The following is an 18,705-nucleotide window of genomic DNA, read 5'->3' on the forward strand; positions in this document are numbered from 1 at the left end:
GAAATTTGCAGGAGAGGAGATCTCTAGAAAAAAACTCTTAAGTTATACTAAAATAGTTAGTACAAATAGGCATCTTCCCAGACGGTGAAAAGGAATTATTGACCCTTGAAAACCACAGTTAAAGTCAGCACACAAACCCAATTACCCCTACATCTAGTTATTACCCATCCCCAGTATCGTTTTGTCGATTTATTCGCGGGAATCGGTGGGTTTAGAATCGCTTTGGAGAAATTGGGAGGACGTTGTTCAGGCTATTCAGAAATTGATCAACAGGCCATCCAAGTTTATCAACAAAATTTTATTAGCTATCTCAACAGCGATGAAATTGCTTTCGGAGATGTGAGTAAAATCAGCAATTTACCCGATAATCTCGATCTTATTGTCGGCGGCGTTCCCTGTCAACCTTGGTCGGTGGCGGGATGTTTACGGGGATTTGAGGATCCCCGGGGAAAACTCTGGTTTGATGTGATTAAATTAGTCCAGAAAAGTCAACCGAAAAGCTTTATTTTCGAGAATGTCAGTGGGTTGGCTAGTCCTCGCAATCGGGAGAATTTACAATTAATTATCGATGAATTAACCAGCTGTGGTTATCAAGTTTACTGGCAGTTATTAAATGCCTACGATTTTGGTTTACCCCAGAATCGCGAGAGAGTTTTTATCGTAGGAATTAGAAAAAATATAGAAAACTATGATCGGTTTAAATTTCCTTTACCTTTGGGTATCCATCCGAAGGTTTTGGATATTTTAGAAGACATCAAGAATATTCAACCAGTTAAGAAAGTCAAGTTATCCGTGGATACTTTATTTAATGGTTTTGTTCCTCCATCGAGAACTCGTTTTCAAAAAGAAGATGAATTAAATGACTTCTTTATTTTTTCTGATTTAAGAAATGGTCACACAACTATTCATTCTTGGGATATTATCAAAACTACGGAACGACAAAAAAGTATCTGTTTAGCTTTGCTGAAATTAAGACGCAGTAAAAAGTATGGCGAAAAAGATGGTCATCCCGTGGCTTTTTCTGCTTTTTTGGAAATTATACCCGACCTAAAAATCGAGGAACTAAATCAGTTAGTTTCTCTGGGGATTTGTTGGCAAACCCAGGAGGGTAAGTATGAATTCATTAACTCGAAAAATATGACGGGAATTAACGGCATTTATCGGATTATTTTACCGACGGCCGATATTATTCCTACCCTAACCGCTACGGGTGCTAAAGATTATATTGCTACTATTTCAATTACCGCTACTCATCCCCAAGAATACAAACAATTGTTTTTAAAGAAAATCTATAAACCCAAAAAGTTTCGAGAAATTACTCCTCAAGATGCGCGTAAATTACAAGGATTCCCCGATAATTTTATCTATCATCAACAGTCAGCCATCGCTAAAAAACAATTCGGAAACGCTGTTCCTATAACTGTAGTGGAAGCAGTGGCTAGAAATTTACTAGAAATAATTCGTCCCGATTATTAGACCGCAGGATACTGACTCATATTAAAATATTTAAAGGCTTAAAAATCCAAGTTTTTGTTGTGGGGAGTCGGTCGTCAGAAGTCGGTCATCAATACCAAATTAGGTTATACTTCATATTTATGAGAAAGTCTGTCAATTATCCTAATCGCTAAGGAGGTTAAAAATTGAGACATTTCCTAGTAAAAATCTAACTACTTTAAATTGAAAAAATGATCATGTTTAAACGATACGAAGCTGATGAGCAAGTTATATTTTATGGTGATTCTTTGCCGATTTTATCCAGTGAGATTGCCTCTAATTCTGTAGATCTAATTTTTCTAGATCCTCCCTATAATATAGGTAAGCACTTTGCCGATTTTTACGACAAATGGGAATCGGAAAATGATTATATAAATTGGGCAAATCAAATTCTTGATCATTGTCTTCGTATCTTGAAACCCCAGGGAACATTATATGTTATGGCCAGCACTCAAGCAATGCCTTACTTTGATCTTTACTTAAGACAAAAAATGACGATTCTTAGTCGTATTATCTGGCATTATGATAGTTCAGGAGTACAAGCAACAAAATACTTTGGTTCTATGTATGAACCAATACTGCATTGTGTCAAAGATAAAAATAATTACACTTTTAATTCAAAGGATATTAAGATAGAAGCAAAAACTGGAGCAAAACGAAAACTAATTGATTATAGAAAAGCGATTCCCAGTCAATACAATACAGAGAAAGTACCGGGCAATGTCTGGTATTTCCCTAGGGTAAGATATCGCATGGATGAATACGAAAATCATCCCTCACAAAAACCTGAATCATTGCTAGAAAGAATTATTCTGGCCAGCACTGACAAGAGTGGAATTGTGCTTGATCCATTTGCAGGAACTTTTACAGCTGCAGCTGTAGCTAAACGCTTGGGAAGAATTTCTATTAGTATAGAATTACAAGAGGAGTATTTAAAAATTGGTCTTCGACGGGTTCTCGGATGGCAAGAATACAAGGGAGAAAAGTTACTCCCTCCTCAAAAAAGCTACAGTAGAAAAAGCGAAAATAAACAAGAATCTAACTTTGTACAGGAGAGTCTTTTCGATGTCGATAGTAAAGCATGAATTCACCAAGATAATTATTAAAATTATCGATAATTACTTTCCCAATCAGGGAAATAGCATTTTAAACTCTAGTGAATTATTGCAATATTTGAACATTAAAACTAGAGCCGCTAATCGAGGTTTTAAATCCCGAGCAGGATTGGCTAATCATTATGCTATTTATGTTTTAGTGGAAGACTATATTAATAATGAGTTTCATCTTAAGGATGGATACGAAGAGTATCAAGGCGCTCAGTATATTACACTTTTTCGCAGGCAAAGGGAGCTTCCTTTTGGCGATAAATTACAAAATCATGCTCTCAATCATCGATTAAATCAGGAATTTAAAAAGTATTTTCCTACTTTATCTTATCTACCTATAATTAGAGATGTTAAAACCAATAGATACTGGATTAATGAGAATCTAATTAAGGTTTCTCTAGACGGTAATCAAGTTAGTATTGCGCCAGTGATTATAGATATAATTGATGCCTATGTGCAAACAAGACAAAAAGCATTTAATCAATTTATCAGCTATTGTCAACAGATGATTGATATTCAACAGCAAGATCCCCAGAAAGCCATTGAATTTATTCGGAGTTTACTCAGACCAAACATTGATGCTAGAGTTTTTGAGATTGTCAGTTATGCAATTCTTAAAGAGTATTATGGGGAACAGAAAATATATTGGGGATGGTCGCCTGATCGGTTAAACTCTGAATACTTACTTTTATATAAAACTGGTCGAACAAATGCCAATGACGGGGGGATAGATTTTGTCATGAAACCCCTAGGTCGATTTTTTCAAGTTACGGAAACGATAGCTGCTGATAAATATTTTTTAGATATTGATAAAGTGCAAAAATATCCCATTACTTTTGTGGTTAAAACCGAGCAGACTTGCGAGGAGATTTTAGAAAAAGTTGCGGAGCAAGCTAAGATAAGATACAAGATCAGGGCAATTGTCGAAAGATATCTAGAATCTGTGGAGGAAGTGATCAATATTCCAGAACTAATCAATCGTTTTGATCGGGTTTTAGCTCAAGGTAAAGGAGGAGCGGTAATTGCAGAAATGGTTTTACAGAGCCGGATTGAGTTTAACCTAGAATCAGAGCCATAAAGATATCTAACTCCCCAGCTAAACTAGAATAGAAAGATAGGAAAGCGATCGAAATTAGAATGACGACCGAAATTGAAAAAGAACTAGAAACCAGCGAAGCTGTCTTGGAAAAACGGCGAAATTTTGCCATTATCTCCCACCCTGACGCAGGAAAGACCACCCTGACCGAAAAACTGTTACTATACGGGGGTGCAATCCATCAAGCGGGTGCAGTCAAAGCAAGACGCGACCAACGCAAGGCCACCTCCGACTGGATGGAAATGGAAAAACAACGGGGAATTTCGATTACTTCCACGGTTTTACAGTTCGATTATCGTGATTTTCAGATTAATCTCCTCGATACTCCCGGCCACCAAGATTTTAGCGAAGATACCTATCGTACCCTGGCCGCTGCCGATAATGCAGTGATGTTAATCGACGCGGCCAAAGGTTTGGAACCCCAAACGAGAAAACTCTTTGAAGTGTGCAAACTGCGGCAGTTACCCATCTTTACCTTTGTTAACAAAATGGATCGGCCCGGTCGCGAACCGCTGGATTTATTGGACGAAATCGAGCGAGAATTAGGATTACAAACCTATCCCGTCAATTGGCCGATCGGAATTGGCGATCGCTTTCGGGGAGTTTTCGATCGGGCCACCCAGACCATACACCTGTTTGAACGTCGCTCCCACGGTTCTCAGGAGGCGCAGGAAACCGTGATCGAGCTTGGCGACCCCAAAATTGAGGATTATCTCGAAAAAGACCTGTATTACCAGTTAAAAGAGGATATAGAACTACTCTCGGAATTGGGTGCCCAATTGGATTTGCCAGCAGTCCACGCAGGAGAAATGACCCCGATCTTTTTTGGTAGCGCCATGACCAATTTTGGGGTGAAATTATTCCTAGAATCCTTCCTCGACTATGGATTGCCACCCAGAGGACGCAATTCCTCCCTCGGTGTTCTTGATCCCACCTATCCCGATTTCACCGGTTTTGTCTTCAAACTGCAAGCAAACATGGATCCCAAACATCGCGACCGGGTGGCCTTTGTGCGGGTATGTACGGGGAAATTCGAGAAGGATATGGTAGTAAACCACGCTAGAACTGGTAAAACTATCCGTTTATCCCGTCCTCAGAAGCTTTTTGCCCAAGATCGGGCAGTTATTGAAGAAGCTTATCCCGGAGATGTGATCGGATTGAATAACCCCGGGGTCTTTGCGATCGGTGATACCATTTATATGGGTAAAAAGCTCGAATACGAAGGGATTCCCTGTTTTTCTCCGGAATTATTCGCCTATCTCAGAAATCCTAACCCTTCCAAGTTCAAACAGTTTCAAAAAGGAGTCTCGGAATTACAGGAAGAAGGGGCCGTACAGATATTATCCTCGATCGATGAATTTAAACGCGACCCGATTTTAGCCGCCGTCGGTCAATTACAGTTTGAAGTGGTGCAATTCCGTCTTTTAAGCGAGTACGGAGTCGAAACTACCCTCGAACCCCTAGCCTATAGTTTAGCCCGTTGGGTCGCCGGGGGTTGGGCCGCTTTAGAAAAAGCAGGTAAACTCTTTAATACTCTAACTGTCAAAGATTACTGGGGTCGTCCCGTCTTATTATTCAAAAATGAGTGGAATTTACAGCAAGTGAAAGAAGATCATCCCTCTTTGCAATTAAACTCGATCGCACCGGTAGGATCGGGAGTAGAACCGCAATCCTAACCATTAATCCCCCAAGACAATTGCCGAACTGGTCAGGACAAGATAGCGACCCCCAGACAACTACTCTAAAGTAGAAGTGGTCAGAAAGTCTCGATCTTTCCTAACACTTCGGATGTCTCAAAGCACTATCGTTGACGAGTCCCTCACCATTAGAAAAATTCCTGCTGTCAATTCCCGAATTAATCCCTGTTTAATTCGCTTTTGTTATTTTCTGGGAAATTATCTGGTTTTACCAGCTTTTTTCGGCAAAATAACGGTGACAGGCCAGGAAAATATTCCCCTAACGGGAGGTGTCATCTTGGCACCTACCCATCGGTCCCGTTGGGATGCGCTGATTTTACCCTACGCAGTGGGACGTTTAGTTACTAGACGCGATTTGCGCTTTATGGTTTCCGCTAACGAGATGAAAGGGGTGCAAGGTTGGTTTATCCGACGTTTGGGGGGTTTTCCCGTCAACACCGATCACCCCGGTATGGGTAGTCTGGTCCATAGCGTCGAACTTTTGGCCGCGGGGGAAATGGTGGCGATTTTTCCGGAAGGGGGTATCTGTCGCGATCGAGTGGTTCATCCTCTTAAACCGGGGGTAGCGCGGATCGCGTTGGAAGTTAAGACTATCAAACCCGATGCAGATATCAAGATTTTGCCGGTAAGCATTAGTTATAATCAGCCTTACCCCGGATGGGGAAGCGAAGCGACTGTAAATATCGGTCAAGGGATTAATGTGCTTGATTATCAACAAAATTCGCTAAAACGGGAAACTGTCCGCTTAACCAAAACCTTGAGCGATCGCTTAAAACTTCTCCACGAGGATCAATCCCCTTAATCAGCTATTGACTATCTACCGCACAAGTGGGATTTCGGGGACGGATTAAAATGATTGTTTTAACTATTTTTAAACAAAAAAGTGGCTTTTCTGGTTTAAATAAATAATATCTTGGTTCTTGCTGCTTCTGGCTCCTGAATACCGCCTCGGAGACCCATCAGACCGGTGAAGATATCCGATTGTTGCAGGGGGTCTAATGATAGAATGGGCATCAGCGAAAGTAGTTTGTGAGCGAAGTGATCCGATGCAGTTCCAAATCCAGCCAGACAGTGAAATACCCGCCTCTAAGCAATTATTTGACCAAATTCGCTTCGCTATCGCCTCTCGTCAGTATCCACCGGGCCATCGTTTACCTAGCACCCGTCAACTAGCTATGATCACGGGATTACACCGTAATACGATAAGTAAAATTTATCAACAACTGGAAGACGATGGGTTAGTAGAATCAATAGCAGGTTCGGGGATTTATGTCAAGGCTCGCGGGCATGAAAACGATAATTTATCGGGTTCACCCCTATTGGAACAAAATCCAGAAATAGGCCGACTAATTCGCCAGAGTTTGGCTGGTTTTCTCGCTCAAGGTTTAACTTTAGAGCAAATTCGCGAGTTATTACTGGCGGAAATCGATTGGCGATCGCAGTGTAGTTCTCAAGTTCTTGTCACCATTCCCCGTCACGATTTGGGTGCAGGGGAGCTAATGTTGAGAGAATTAGAGCAATCCCTCAAAATTCCCGTCCAATTAGTGGCAATGGAGGATTTAGCCCAAGTTTTAGCCAATACTAAATCTGCCACTGTTGTCACCAGTCGCTATTTTATCAGTGTAGCGGAGGAAATTGCCGCTCCTTTTCAATTACGAGTCATTCCCATCGATATCTACGATTACAGCAAGGAATTGGCATTAATCAAAAAATTACCCACCGATAGCCGCTTGGGGATTGTCAGTATTAGCACCGGTATTATTAAGGTGGCCGAAATTTTAATTCATAGTTTACGGGGCGATGATTTATTAGTTATGTCTGCCCAAATTCATGAAACGGATAAGTTAAAAGTTTTAGCTCGAACTTCCCAGACAATTATCAGCGATCAAGCGAGTTATACTTTAATTAAAAATCTAATTAATGAAGTGCGATCGGATTTAATTCGTCTGCCAGAAATTATCTGTAGTGATAATTATATTGGGGATAAATCAATTCAATTGCTCAGACGAGAATTAGGATTAGGTGGTTAGAGGATAAGCTAGGACACATTTTAACCTCTGAATCTCCCCCCTTTGCTGTTGCCTCTTGCCTTATCTCAACAAGCAATTTAAGTAGGGAGGCACAATTATTTGTAGGATGGGTTAGCGGTAGCGTAACCCATGCTGGCGTTGGGTTTCATGCTTCAACCCAACCTACGTTCATCTTATATTTAATTCCACTCACCCACTTAAATGCGCGGGCAGCTGAACTTTAAAATTTAGTTTAATCTATGGTTACTATTGACAATAACCTAGGGCAAGTCGAGAATAAAAGCGAAAAAAACTTTTAAGAAGTATTGATTTTTTACTACAATGGCGGAAGAATAGGGACAAGCTCAATTTTTCACTCTTGGACAAGGCTAGATGAAAAGTGCTGACTGTTTAACGGTATCCCCCGGGGAATCGCTTACCGATTGGCAAAAACTGGGATTAGATTTGGTGGCTCGTTGGCAAGGACGAGATGTTATCCTAGCGATCGATCTTACCGAAATTTTGGGTTAAAGCCCCGTCCTTTTAGGACGGCTTTTTAAACTATAGCTTGTTAACTTAACTTTTATTGTGCTATACTGATTTTATCTAAGTACCCCCTGCGTAAAATGTTTGTCTTAGAGTTTAAAGTTAAAGCTAAAACTCAACAGTATCAAGCCATAGACGATGCTATTCGTACTGCTCAATTCATCCGTAACAAATGTGTAAGGTTATGGATGGATACAAAAGGTACGGGTAAGAACGATTTATACCGATATTCTAAAGAATTAGCTCAGGACTTTAAATTTGCCGATGAACTTAATTCAACTGCTAGACAGGCAAGTGCTGAACGTGCTTGGAGTTCAATTAGTCGTTTTTACGACAACTGTAAACGTAAAGTATCAGGCAAAAAGGGGTATCCTCAATTTAAAAAATCTCGCTCTGTTGAATACAAACAATCAGGATGGAAGCTTCTTAGCCCTAAAACTGTTAAGTTCACTGACAAGAAAAACATTGGTGTTCTTAAGTTGGTAGGAACTTGGGATTTAGGGTACTTTCAAGAATCCGATATTAAACGGGTTAGGTTGATTCGGAGAGCGGACGGTTATTATTGTCAATTTGTCCTTTCTTGTGACGTTAAAGAAGATGTTAAACCATCAGGTAAGTGTATTGGCTTAGATGTAGGTTTGGCTTCTTTCTATACAGATAACAATGGCAACAAGGTTGATAATCCTCAATTCTTGAGAAAGTCCGAGAAACGATTAAAACGACTTCAAAGGCGATTATCTAAAAAGAAAAAGGGAAGTAAAAATCGTCAAAAAGCTAGACAAAGATTAGCTAAAGCTCACCTTAAAGTAAATAGGCAACGTCAAGACTTTGCTGTGAAATTAGCAAAGTGCGTAGTTCACTCTAGCGATGTGATAGCCTACGAGGATTTAAGAGTTAAGAACTTAGTCAAGAATCATTGTCTAGCTAAATCGATAAATGATGCGGCCTGGTATCAGTTTCGGGAATGGATAGAGTATTTTGGGGTTAAATTCGGCAAGATAACGATTGCTGTCGCACCGAATTATACAAGCCAAAACTGTTCAAACTGTGGTGAAACTGTCAAAAAATCTTTATCGACTAGAACCCATCAGTGTAAGTGTGGATGTGTTTTGGATCGGGATGAAAACGCCGCAATCAACATCCTTAAAAGGGGACTAAGTACGGTAGGGCATACCGGAACCTTTGGGCTAGATCCAATAAACGCTTGGGGAGAGAATACCTCTACTTTTTCAGAAGCAATTCTGTCTAAGCAAGTAATCTCTGTGAACCAAGAATCCCCGTCTCTTTAGAGCGGGGAGTGTCAACGGTAGTGTTAACTTTAATGATGAAGGACGCACGCGCCTCGGTCAAATTATTCGCGATAGTTTAAAAAATAACGATTCCGTTTATTATTGATAAATACGGGAAGTTATCTAAAATATTTGAGCTTGTTAGCTTACATTAATTGTATTCTAATCTTCCTTTGTATTTAAGTTGCCACATCCCACGGCCACCAACCGGGGTAACTTGTGCAGGTGAAATTAAGGTAAATTTACGGGTGTCGCCGCCTTTATAGCCATCAAATAAAGCAGATGCCGTGAATTCTTGAGACTCAGCAATTGCGTGTTGTTTCGGAAAGAGTAAATAATCATTTCCTACTGAGATAACATAAAATCCATCGGGGGATTGATTGGGAGTCAGGATAACAGGTTCACGAGAATTGTCCCATCTTTTCATTCCTGTGTCTTCCTTCTCAACCACTTCTCCCTGTTTGTGTACCCCATGAATATTAAGGATAGCATCTGGAGACTTATTATAGGAATTGATTATGTTTTGCCATTGCTGGGGAATATCTTCTGTCTCAATTGCCTCTTTTTTAAGCAGCTTTCTTAGTCGATCAATCTCTTTTTTAAGTTTTTGAATCTCCTCGACATTTTCATTAGCTGTTAACTCTAAATCTTTTTTATCTTGCTGTAACTGGGTTACTTGACTATTTAGAGTTGTAGCTTGTTGTTCTAGTTGTACTTTTTCAATGTTTACATTGTACAATAGTTCTTCTAGGTTTTGACAAGAACTATCAAGTTCCTGATTTTTCTTACGCAACTGTTCCACTTCTCCTGAATTGAACAGTTCAAGTTGTTCTTGGAGTTGATCTCGTTCAAGTGTTAAACGTTTAATACTTTCTTCATGGTTTTTAAGTTGATTCTCAGACTGACTTGAGTTATCAATTTGATGCTGTAATTGATCACATTTACTTTTTAACTCTTTATTTTTCTTATCATATCTTTGTAGTTGAGAATTTAATTGTTCTAATTCATAAGATAAAGCGGGAGAGTCTGAAGGAATCTGTTGAATGCGATGCCATATTTGGCTTAATAATCCACTATTTTCACTGGAGTATCTCACAGACAGATTTTGTTGATTAATTTGCAATAATTTATCGAGTTTGGTATTAAGATCACCTAGTTGCTGAAGGGAGAAATTGTCTTGAGGTGTTGAAAAATTGCGGGTCGGACGTTCTGCATAATTTTCGATTAAATCTTGAGTCGGATCTAAGGTGTCCAGATGCTGTAAAATAACATCATGATAAATCCTTTCAAGATCGCGCTTTACTTCATCGATTTTACGCAAGGTTAATTTCAATTCTTCTTTTGATTCATTGTTTTTTAAGTATTTTGTCAACTCATTACTCATTTCTTGAAGATTACTTTTAATAGCGACTATCTCATTCTTAAATCGTTGAATATCTGTCTCTTGTTTTCCTGTTTTCTGAAATTTGTGAATCAAAACAATCTTACCCATCATATCCCATAAAAAAACAAAACTAATGGGAACTGAAAGTAACGCGAGAGTATTTAGTAAAGGCCATATCCAATTATTACGATTAATATCCTTCTTAAGTTGTTCTAATTGAATTTTTAACTGATCAGCAGTTAAAGTAGGTTGCTCTGATAAATTATCAATTTTTAAAGTGGCGAGAGGTTGAGTTACATTTAAAATTTGCTCTAATAGCTTTTTAGTTGCAATTCGTTGTTTTGAACCATCCTCTCCATCAATATCTGATTCCTTATAAATAGGCTGGCTATCAATTTCTAATTGAGATAGTTTATTTTGAGCCTCACTGTACTGCGATTTGGCTAAATCTTCTAGAATTTTTCGCTGTTGAGAAGTTCCTACTAGGATAGGTTCAATTTTTGAATCAATATTATTAAAACCGATTTTCGTTTTAATATCATCAGATAAACTATCTTTAAATGTCTTGTAAGCAGTAGCAAGTTCATCAACAATTTTTTTTGCCTCAGCATAATCTACAGGATTTTCTACTTTTGTGCCATTTTCTGTAACTTTAATATTCGCAACAAAAGTATTCAGAGCCGTGCGTTTTTGTTGCAGTGTCCTTAAATTTTCAATAGCAGGAGTCTGTTGATTATCTGTTACTGGTTGATTACTTGTTCCTGTAGAAGAAGCAGGGGGTTGTTCTTGAGACTTGCTAAAAGGATTACAACCACTTAACAACCCCACAGATAATCCTGTTGCTAAATAAAGTATCAGAACTGTTTTTCTAACCCTCATCATTCCTTTCCTCCTATAGTCTGCTATTTAATTCTTTTAATAAGGCTTTTAACCCCAAGATAAAGGGAGGTTCAACCCTGACATCCTCTGAGTTACGACCTTCTAAATTCGTTAAATTGGATTCTACCGAACGCTTAACCTTTGTCCAGAGACTATTGCGCCATTGCTCATCGTCATACTGTCTGAGCGGTTTAATACTGGTGATTTTTAACTCCTTAAAAGCTTGTTGAAAATCCTCTAGAAATTTCTGAAGATTGGCTAATCCTACCTCCTCATCATCTGATCCAACCAGCTTAAAGCTTTCAATTTTTTGAAATTGAGTTAAATCAAGGCGATCTTGCCAGCCAAAAGCCACCCCATTCACCTCACAATCTTCTCCTGCGAAAATCACTTCATCATCATCTTGTAATCCCGTTAAACGAGTCACATTTTGATCTAAAACTAAGCCACAAGCGACTTCTGCTTTCGGTTTAGAACTGAGGACAGTGGGTTCTGTTTTGTTCTCAAATCCTGATGCTTTACTGAGCAATCGGCTAAAAAGGAGAGAGGCTTCACAATCTGGACTAAACCTTCCACTTAAATCCAACCAATTGAGAATCCGAGAACCATTTCCCCCAATATAGACTGGCGTATTCAGCTTACGAGTGTATTTTTCCTCAACGTCTAAAGCACGCAATACAAGACCGATATAGTAATACAAACCTGAAATCCCTAGTGTAGAAAGTTGTACAATCGTTTGCAGATCAGGATCGTCGTCCATCAGCGTTCGATTGCGTTCTAACCACTTGCTTCCTTCGGCCGCCAATAAGCCATCAAGTTTCACGAAAAAGGGTTCATCCCGCAAACTACTGCTTAAATCACTTAAATCTGTATTAAATTGCTGATTAAGAAAATCAGGTCGGTTTTTCCAAAATTGGGAAAAGAGGAGTCTTCCTGCTATCTGTACCGAACATTGATGAATCAAACGATTACCAACCCAGATAGAAATATCGGACGTTCCCCCTCCCATATCAATGCAGGTGGTATAAAGGAGGTCTTTTCCTTCTTCATCGGCAAAATAATGGGCTAATGCTAAACTTTCTGCACGATAGGGGTTGCCTCTGTCTAACCATTTATGGTCAATTCCCGTCGTTTTGCCTAAATCCTCGATAATTCGTTGCCACGTCACTTTATAGAGATTTTTGTCACTGCGAGAAAAGGCCGAGGGATAGGAAATAGACCAGTTGATCTTTTTGACATGATTTTTCGCCGCTTCAGCCGTAATTAAAAGGGCTAAATGCTTTAGAAAGGTGCGATTATAAGCAATATTCTCAGGCATCCATTTAAGCTCGGTCTTAATATCATCTTGAGTGGGGTCAAACTGCCTGACATCTTCTAGGATATAGACCCGTCCATCTAGTACAGGTCTTTCCTCTTCTTTACTCCCTCTAATGGTCAGAACGGATGAAAGGGGAAATGTTTTAGCTTCACCCGACATGAAGTAGTCATATAAAATGCTGAAACGCTCAATTGGAGTAGCTTGAGTGATTTGAAGATGCAGCGGCGTTAAGGTGACAGCGTCGCGCACATTATTAATGTGATAATAGACACTGGTGAAAGATGTACCAAAATCAACGCCTACTGTCCATGTTTTATTGGGATTTTGATCTCCCACTTTAGGAGGTGTTTTCAACAAAATTAACCCTTGAGAAATCCCTGTTTCATCCTGACAAAGAATATAATCGGGAAAACTATCTAAACGAGTAATTTGGAAGTCTTTAAGATCAAGGGGATGAATTTCTGCCGCTTCGGGGAAAACGGCTCGAAAGATTTTATTTTGTTTGGTCGCTTCGGTGCGGTTGTCAAAATATAGCGCATAATACGCTTTCCAGTTCGGAGCTTTAAAATTCGGCCAAATTTCTAAGAATGGTTTCGCTGTAATCGCATTATTAACTTCAATAGGATACTCTCTGTGAATGGTAAAGTCTCCCCCAGATAAGGGTAAAGTTAAAGATACTCTGACGGCTGATTGGTTGCCAATGGTCGTCGGATTAAAAGCAAGAAGCTTTATGAGTTCTTCTGGGCTAAAATAATTAAGAATGTCAGGTTTTAGCGGTAATAAAGGGGTTAAGTGACGTTCTTGTTCATCAACTGTGTAAGTAATTTCCTCTATCCCTTTAGGAAGTAATGCCCCCGGTAATTGTTCCCCTCCTTCTAAATAGTAGAAAGCTTCGGCAAAAATATCTTCTTCAATAATGCGATGCAAATTTGTCTTAGATTTTGTGTCAGTCCCCACAATCCCCACTTTACTTGGTATTAAAATGTCTATTTTCTCTTTTAATTTTCGCAAAAGACGAATACAAGTCATATCTCCTTTAAATGTATGTGTAATGCTCGCTTCGCCATTATCTTTAATATATTTACGAATAATAGAAAATCCGCGTCCTATTCCTTCCAGTACCAGTAATCTTGATAAATACATGGACAATGCTTCATCGATTGGCACAGATAATGTATGATCCTCATATATCAGTTGTTCCCATGAAATTGAATCAGGAAAATTTCCTGGACTATGGACTTCTAAAGCTTGTGGTGTTAGCTTCACTGTAATATTTCCTGATTTATTGTAATCTCTATGAGTGATAGCATTTGATATTAATTCTCTGATAACTACAAGGTCAATTTCATCGGTTTCTTGTCTAAGTCCTTTTTGACCTATGTAAGATATTTTCTCCATTTTTTGAGTCACTCGTTCCATTAATTGTTTAAATTGATAAGGTAGAGAGCCACAAATCTCTTCTCTTTGGAATTGTGGACTATCAAGTTGTCCAAACACGAAAATTGATCTAGCTGTGGAAAAAATTTTATCCGGATATTTATGGAAGCACAATACGGCTGATTTGTGTAGTTTCCGTTGTCCTAAATGATCAATAGGTGAATATAAACTTAGAAAATCTAAAATGTCTTCCCTGTTCTTTCCTTTCCACAACTCATTAGGATAAACTCTTTGAGCATATTCTATAATTGAATCCCAATCTAACTCCTCTATTCTGGCTTCTATACAGGGATGACGACTAGGAACAGTTTTTTCATATAATAATCTTAGGTCTTCTTGAGAAGAGATAATCTTAGAATTATGTACTATATTATTATCAATTTCTTGTAAACCACTTTTATTTTTAGCAATCCAAATATCTTGATTAGCCCCGTTGATCGTAAAAATAGGTTTTTGAGGATAACTTTTATAAATTTTATTGGTTTCTAGCTGTTTTTGTATATATCCAATAACATCAGAAATACTAATTAAACTATTGGGAGTAGCTTGACCATCTAACCCCCCTTCTATCGCTTGACATAACAAATGGGTGAAGACGCTAGATGAACTGTCTGGCAATTCATAGCTCTTCTGACTTTCTTGACAAGAGGCAATAATAGCAATACCTTTGGGTAATTCTATTTCTAGATTTTCCAAGGGATTAAATTCGTTTTTTTTAGTCCCTATTTCACTTAATATTTTGCCACTATGACAAGCATCAATAATAATGATAGCACGCTCAATTCCTGATACTCTTAGCTGATTTATAAGATTTTTAAAAGGGTAATAACTATCTTCATCTAAGCCCATTTTAATACAATATTGCTGATTTTTGACAATTCCATGCCCGGAGAAATAGAACAATAATTGATCGCTAGAATTCAATTTTTTGAGAATTTCTTTTAGTTTTTTTAAAAAGGAAAATTCGTTCTCACAATTGTGAAGGGGCGGATAAATAGGCTCGCATCTTCCAAGATTAGGATCGGTTAACAAAGTCCACAAACGAGATGAATCACGGTTGCCAGCCTGCAATTCATCCCCTGTCCGTGCATTAACAACAAATGCTATTCTTTTCCCTGTTGTTTCGTTCATGATTTATTGTTTATAAATGTTGACCAAAATATTTGATTGTGTTGAGTTAGACTGAAGTTGAGCAATTGTAGTTTGAATATTTTCAATTTGTTGCGGAGAAATATTTTCAATGGTATAAGTTTGAGTTCCAATTGTCATTGAAACAGAGTATCTGGGTTTTTGAGATTGCCAGTATGCTAAAACTGAAATAAAAGTTCCGACAGCAGATAAGGCTAAACTAGCAATGGCTATTCCTATCGTTAATCCGCCATCCTTCACCTTAGATAAAGATTCAATTTTTTCTTCTTTTACGGTTAAGTTACACTCTTTTTCAATTAGCATAGCAAGGTATTCTAATTCATAAGAGTCTTCGGATGTAACCTCGTGTTGTAAATTTATGTTAATGTTCATAATTGTTTGTTCATTATTACTAGACTTATTATAATCCAACTAATGGCAGACAGGAACAGTATCAATTACAATATAAAACCACTACAACATAAATCAAGTTTTTGTGTTCTAAATTTATGTCATCAAATCCTGACAAACCAGAAAAAATCATCATTCAAATTGATGGTACGCCCTCTATGAAAGGGTTTGTCAGCGATCGCAACAGTCGCTATATTAGAACCCTAAGATTATTAAGAAGTGCAACAAATGCGGCTTTTCCCGTCACGCCATCTCCTACCTTTTATGTTTTTGGGACTCAGCGACTCAAGGAGCCGATCAATCATCAATCGGCTGAAACTGCCTGGTTTTATAGTGGGGGAAGACCTGAATTAAGAGATGCGGCCACTCATAAAATTATCGCACCCCAAAAGACTGATCCGCCCAATTCCCTCTACGTTATTGTGACGGATTTATATCAAGAAAAAGCCCAATGGGAAGACTTAGTAGCACAACTCAAAGATCATTATCTCCTGAAGGATGGTTACGCCGTCGGTATTATCCCAGTCAAAAGTGAATTTTGGGGGGATATTTATGATGTTGGATTAGATAATATTCGTTATCCCAGTGTTAAAACAAATCATCCCTTTTATATCTTAGTGTTAGGTCGCTATTCTCAGGTTAAACAATATTTCGATAAAATCAAATCGGAAAGTCAAAATACAGGACTTAATTTTCCTGCTGAAAATTTTGTTATTTTCTCCACTCAAATTTTTGAAAAACCTGCTTTACTACAAATTAATGTCAATGAACAACCTATCCCTTCATCTTCTTCTCCGACATCAGATAATCCTCAAAAATTAGGAATTAGACGAGTAGAAGTAATTAATGATGGTCAAATAGTGATGAAAAAAGTGGAGAATCCTCAAAATGTAGAACGACTTATTATTCCTAGTCAAACAAGCAATAATATTCCCAGAGAGACTTCTTTAAAATATAGACTCAACTATAATCCTCTGCCCTATACTTTGCCCCTAGGGAATTCTGCTAGTTATCAACTCAATGGTAATAGTGACTTTAATAACAACAAAGAAAAATTTGAAAGATTAGATCCCCAAAGTTCACTGATTCCCCTTCAACTAACGAATTGGCAATCTACGAATAATCAATTAGAATTTAATGCTTTAATAAATCTTGACAATAATCCTCAAGGAATTGGCGTTTATCGCTTAATTTTTGATGTGTTTCCCGAAAAAATTTCTGGCTCATCAAGACCATATCAAGCCCCGTCTTGGTGGAAAGATTGGAGTTTTGGCGAAAACGAAATTTTTGCAGGAGATAGAACTTACAATTTACAACCCTTTTTATATAATCTAGGAGATACGACTTTTAGAATTATTGAAAATAAGCCAAATGTTGCTCTTGGCCGTCTTTGCTTTATTATCCACAAAAAGTAGGGGTTTGTCAATCAATCAAAACACGGGAGCATCGAGAGCATCCCATTTATGCAAAAATATAAGAGAGAACACCAAAAATAAGTGATTAAATTTATTCAATAGGACAAGCAGACATAACGAATTTATCTTCATTATCGCCTCTAAGAAGGAATTAAGGAAGAGATTTAGACAATTTATTCAACTGTAAGCGATTAAATAGCCAGTTGACCATTAGACACCTCCATAATATTATTTTAAGACTGAAAATGTTTCCGGCAAAGGAGTTGGGCTAAATAAAAATTATTTTACTTGCCCCATAGTTTTTCTATAAAATTAAATTAGCAACGAAAGACATCGATTTCAGCTGTCGCACTACTTTGTTAGTACACAGCATAAAAGCAAGCTGTGATTGGTTTATCACTCTTGGAGATATCTACTGATTAGGTATCTCCAAGAAGCAAATCGAAAACTTCAAAAACTGCAAACAGCAACCCCCATAGTTATCGATGAAAAATCAGGAAAATTCAAATTTCAGTCGGGAAGTGCGGAATTAAACCCCGCTTTAAAAACCTATATTCGTCAGCGCATTATTCCCGCTATCGAAACCATTACAAAAGACAGAGAAATCGACTTTATTCAGGTAATTGGACATACCGACGGACAAGGGATACAACAGACAAGTAATCTCGATAAAAATATCGAATCGGTTGCCAGCAGAAAACAATCTGTTAAAATGCTAGTACCCGGTTCTAACACTGATTTAGGATTAATGCGAGCTTTAGCAGTAGTGCAAGAAATCGAAAACACTGGTAAACTAAAAAACGTCAAATTTCGAGCTTTTTCCGCAGGACAGTTATACCTCCCATCGGGTAAATTAGCTGCGGTTAATCGTGACGCAGATGCAAGCAGACGCAGAATTGAAATCCGTTTTATTCCCCCCGGTAAAAAACAATAAGACAAAAAAATCTAGAAATTTGTTTTTTTATCTTTTGCTTGTTACACTGAGGAAAGAACGAAATTCAAATCAATATCTATGGAACAAAACACTTTAGAGGGGACTTGGGAAGAAATTTTACAGCATAGTGCTAAATTAGCAGGTCAGCGAGTGAGATTGACCATTCTACCTAATCAATCTTCCAATTCTTCCACTCCAGAAACCCTAGACCAAAAATTAAAAGGAAGAGTTGGACGAGTTTATTTTCAGCCATCAGATTTATCTGAGCGAGTAGAACAAGTTTTTACAAATATTTTAGATGATAAAGACCAAACGGTATGGAAATCAACCTTTTGAGGTTGTACCTTAATGATTTTTCATTCCCTATAGGGTGACATCCTCGTATAAATCCCGAAAAGATGCCGTCAGATTAATACTCTGCAAACTAAAACTTTCTTGCTGATAGGTTTGCAGAATCCATAAACCCTGTTCACCCCGTCGAAAAGTTTCCACTCGTTGGTGTTTACTATTCACTAAGACATATTCCTCTAAACTTTCTAGAGTTTGATAATCATTAAATTTA

At 38.1% G+C, this 18,705-nt stretch carries 14 protein-coding genes and 1 pseudogene; 11 read left to right on the forward strand and 4 right to left on the reverse strand.

Features of this window, described 5'->3' with window-relative positions:
* The first annotated feature begins 105 nt into the window (after nt 1–105).
* The 8 genes and pseudogenes from IM473_RS02685 to IM473_RS02720 all read left to right on the forward strand — a co-directional run bounded on the left by IM473_RS02685 (nt 106) and on the right by IM473_RS02720 (nt 9,237).
* Nucleotides 106–1,476, forward strand: coding sequence for a DNA cytosine methyltransferase (locus tag IM473_RS02685; RefSeq protein ID WP_287659506.1), 1,371 nt, complete (start codon nt 106–108; stop codon nt 1,474–1,476).
* 215 nt (nt 1,477–1,691) lie between these two features.
* On the forward strand, nt 1,692–2,579 hold the full coding sequence (gene yhdJ / locus IM473_RS02690; protein WP_287659507.1) for an adenine-specific DNA-methyltransferase: 888 nt from the start codon (nt 1,692–1,694) through the stop codon (nt 2,577–2,579).
* Nucleotides 2,560–3,678 carry a restriction endonuclease gene (locus IM473_RS02695; protein ID WP_287659508.1) on the forward strand — a complete coding sequence of 373 codons (1,119 nt, stop codon included), beginning with the start codon at nt 2,560–2,562 and terminating at the stop codon, nt 3,676–3,678. Before yhdJ ends, IM473_RS02695 begins: the two co-directional genes overlap by 20 nt.
* A gap of 59 nt (nt 3,679–3,737) precedes the next feature.
* Nucleotides 3,738–5,372 (forward strand): peptide chain release factor 3, encoded by a 1,635-nt coding sequence (prfC, locus tag IM473_RS02700; protein WP_287659509.1) that lies wholly within the window; start codon nt 3,738–3,740, stop codon nt 5,370–5,372.
* A 112-nt stretch (nt 5,373–5,484) separates the two neighbouring features.
* Nucleotides 5,485–6,195, forward strand: coding sequence for a lysophospholipid acyltransferase family protein (locus IM473_RS02705; RefSeq protein ID WP_287659510.1), 711 nt, complete (start codon nt 5,485–5,487; stop codon nt 6,193–6,195).
* Between the two features lie 196 nt (nt 6,196–6,391).
* Nucleotides 6,392–7,423 (forward strand): GntR family transcriptional regulator, encoded by a 1,032-nt coding sequence (locus tag IM473_RS02710; RefSeq protein ID WP_287659512.1) that lies wholly within the window; start codon nt 6,392–6,394, stop codon nt 7,421–7,423.
* 372 nt (nt 7,424–7,795) lie between these two features.
* Nucleotides 7,796–7,918, forward strand: a pseudogene (locus tag IM473_RS02715) (VWA domain-containing protein); the annotation flags it as partial.
* A gap of 110 nt (nt 7,919–8,028) precedes the next feature.
* Nucleotides 8,029–9,237, forward strand: a complete 1,209-nt coding sequence (locus IM473_RS02720; protein WP_287659515.1) for an RNA-guided endonuclease InsQ/TnpB family protein — start codon at nt 8,029–8,031, stop codon at nt 9,235–9,237.
* Nucleotides 9,238–9,388: 151 nt separating this feature from the next.
* On the opposite strand, the gene IM473_RS02725 is transcribed toward IM473_RS02720, so the two are convergent.
* Genes IM473_RS02725 through IM473_RS02735 form a run of 3 tightly spaced genes read right to left on the reverse strand, consistent with a single transcriptional unit; the run spans nt 9,389 to nt 15,776 of the window.
* Complete coding sequence (locus IM473_RS02725; RefSeq protein WP_287690343.1) at nt 9,389–11,503, reverse strand: coiled-coil domain-containing protein; 2,115 nt, start codon at nt 11,501–11,503, stop codon at nt 9,389–9,391.
* A 10-nt stretch (nt 11,504–11,513) separates the two neighbouring features.
* Nucleotides 11,514–15,386, reverse strand: a complete 3,873-nt coding sequence (locus tag IM473_RS02730) for a caspase family protein (protein ID WP_287659518.1) — start codon at nt 15,384–15,386, stop codon at nt 11,514–11,516.
* A 3-nt stretch (nt 15,387–15,389) separates the two neighbouring features.
* Nucleotides 15,390–15,776, reverse strand: coding sequence for a hypothetical protein (locus IM473_RS02735; RefSeq protein WP_287659519.1), 387 nt, complete (start codon nt 15,774–15,776; stop codon nt 15,390–15,392).
* Between the two features lie 116 nt (nt 15,777–15,892).
* On the opposite strand from IM473_RS02735, the gene IM473_RS02740 reads away from it, so the two are divergent.
* From IM473_RS02740 to IM473_RS02750, 3 genes are all read left to right on the forward strand, one after another.
* Entirely contained in the window at nt 15,893–17,209 is a 1,317-nt protein-coding gene (locus IM473_RS02740; protein WP_287659520.1) for a hypothetical protein, read from the forward strand.
* Nucleotides 17,210–17,597: 388 nt separating this feature from the next.
* Nucleotides 17,598–18,143, forward strand: a complete 546-nt coding sequence (locus IM473_RS02745; RefSeq protein ID WP_287659521.1) for an OmpA family protein — start codon at nt 17,598–17,600, stop codon at nt 18,141–18,143.
* Nucleotides 18,144–18,221: 78 nt separating this feature from the next.
* A complete protein-coding gene (locus IM473_RS02750) occupies nt 18,222–18,479 on the forward strand; it encodes a hypothetical protein (protein WP_287659522.1) in 258 nt (85 codons plus the stop codon).
* Between the two features lie 27 nt (nt 18,480–18,506).
* On the opposite strand, the gene IM473_RS02755 is transcribed toward IM473_RS02750, so the two are convergent.
* Nucleotides 18,507–18,705: Uma2 family endonuclease (locus tag IM473_RS02755; RefSeq protein ID WP_287659523.1), on the reverse strand; the 199-nt coding region annotated here is incomplete at its 5' end.

Source organism: Microcystis sp. M015S2 (assembly GCF_020245945.1).
Taxonomy (GTDB): Bacteria; Cyanobacteriota; Cyanobacteriia; order Cyanobacteriales; family Microcystaceae; genus Microcystis.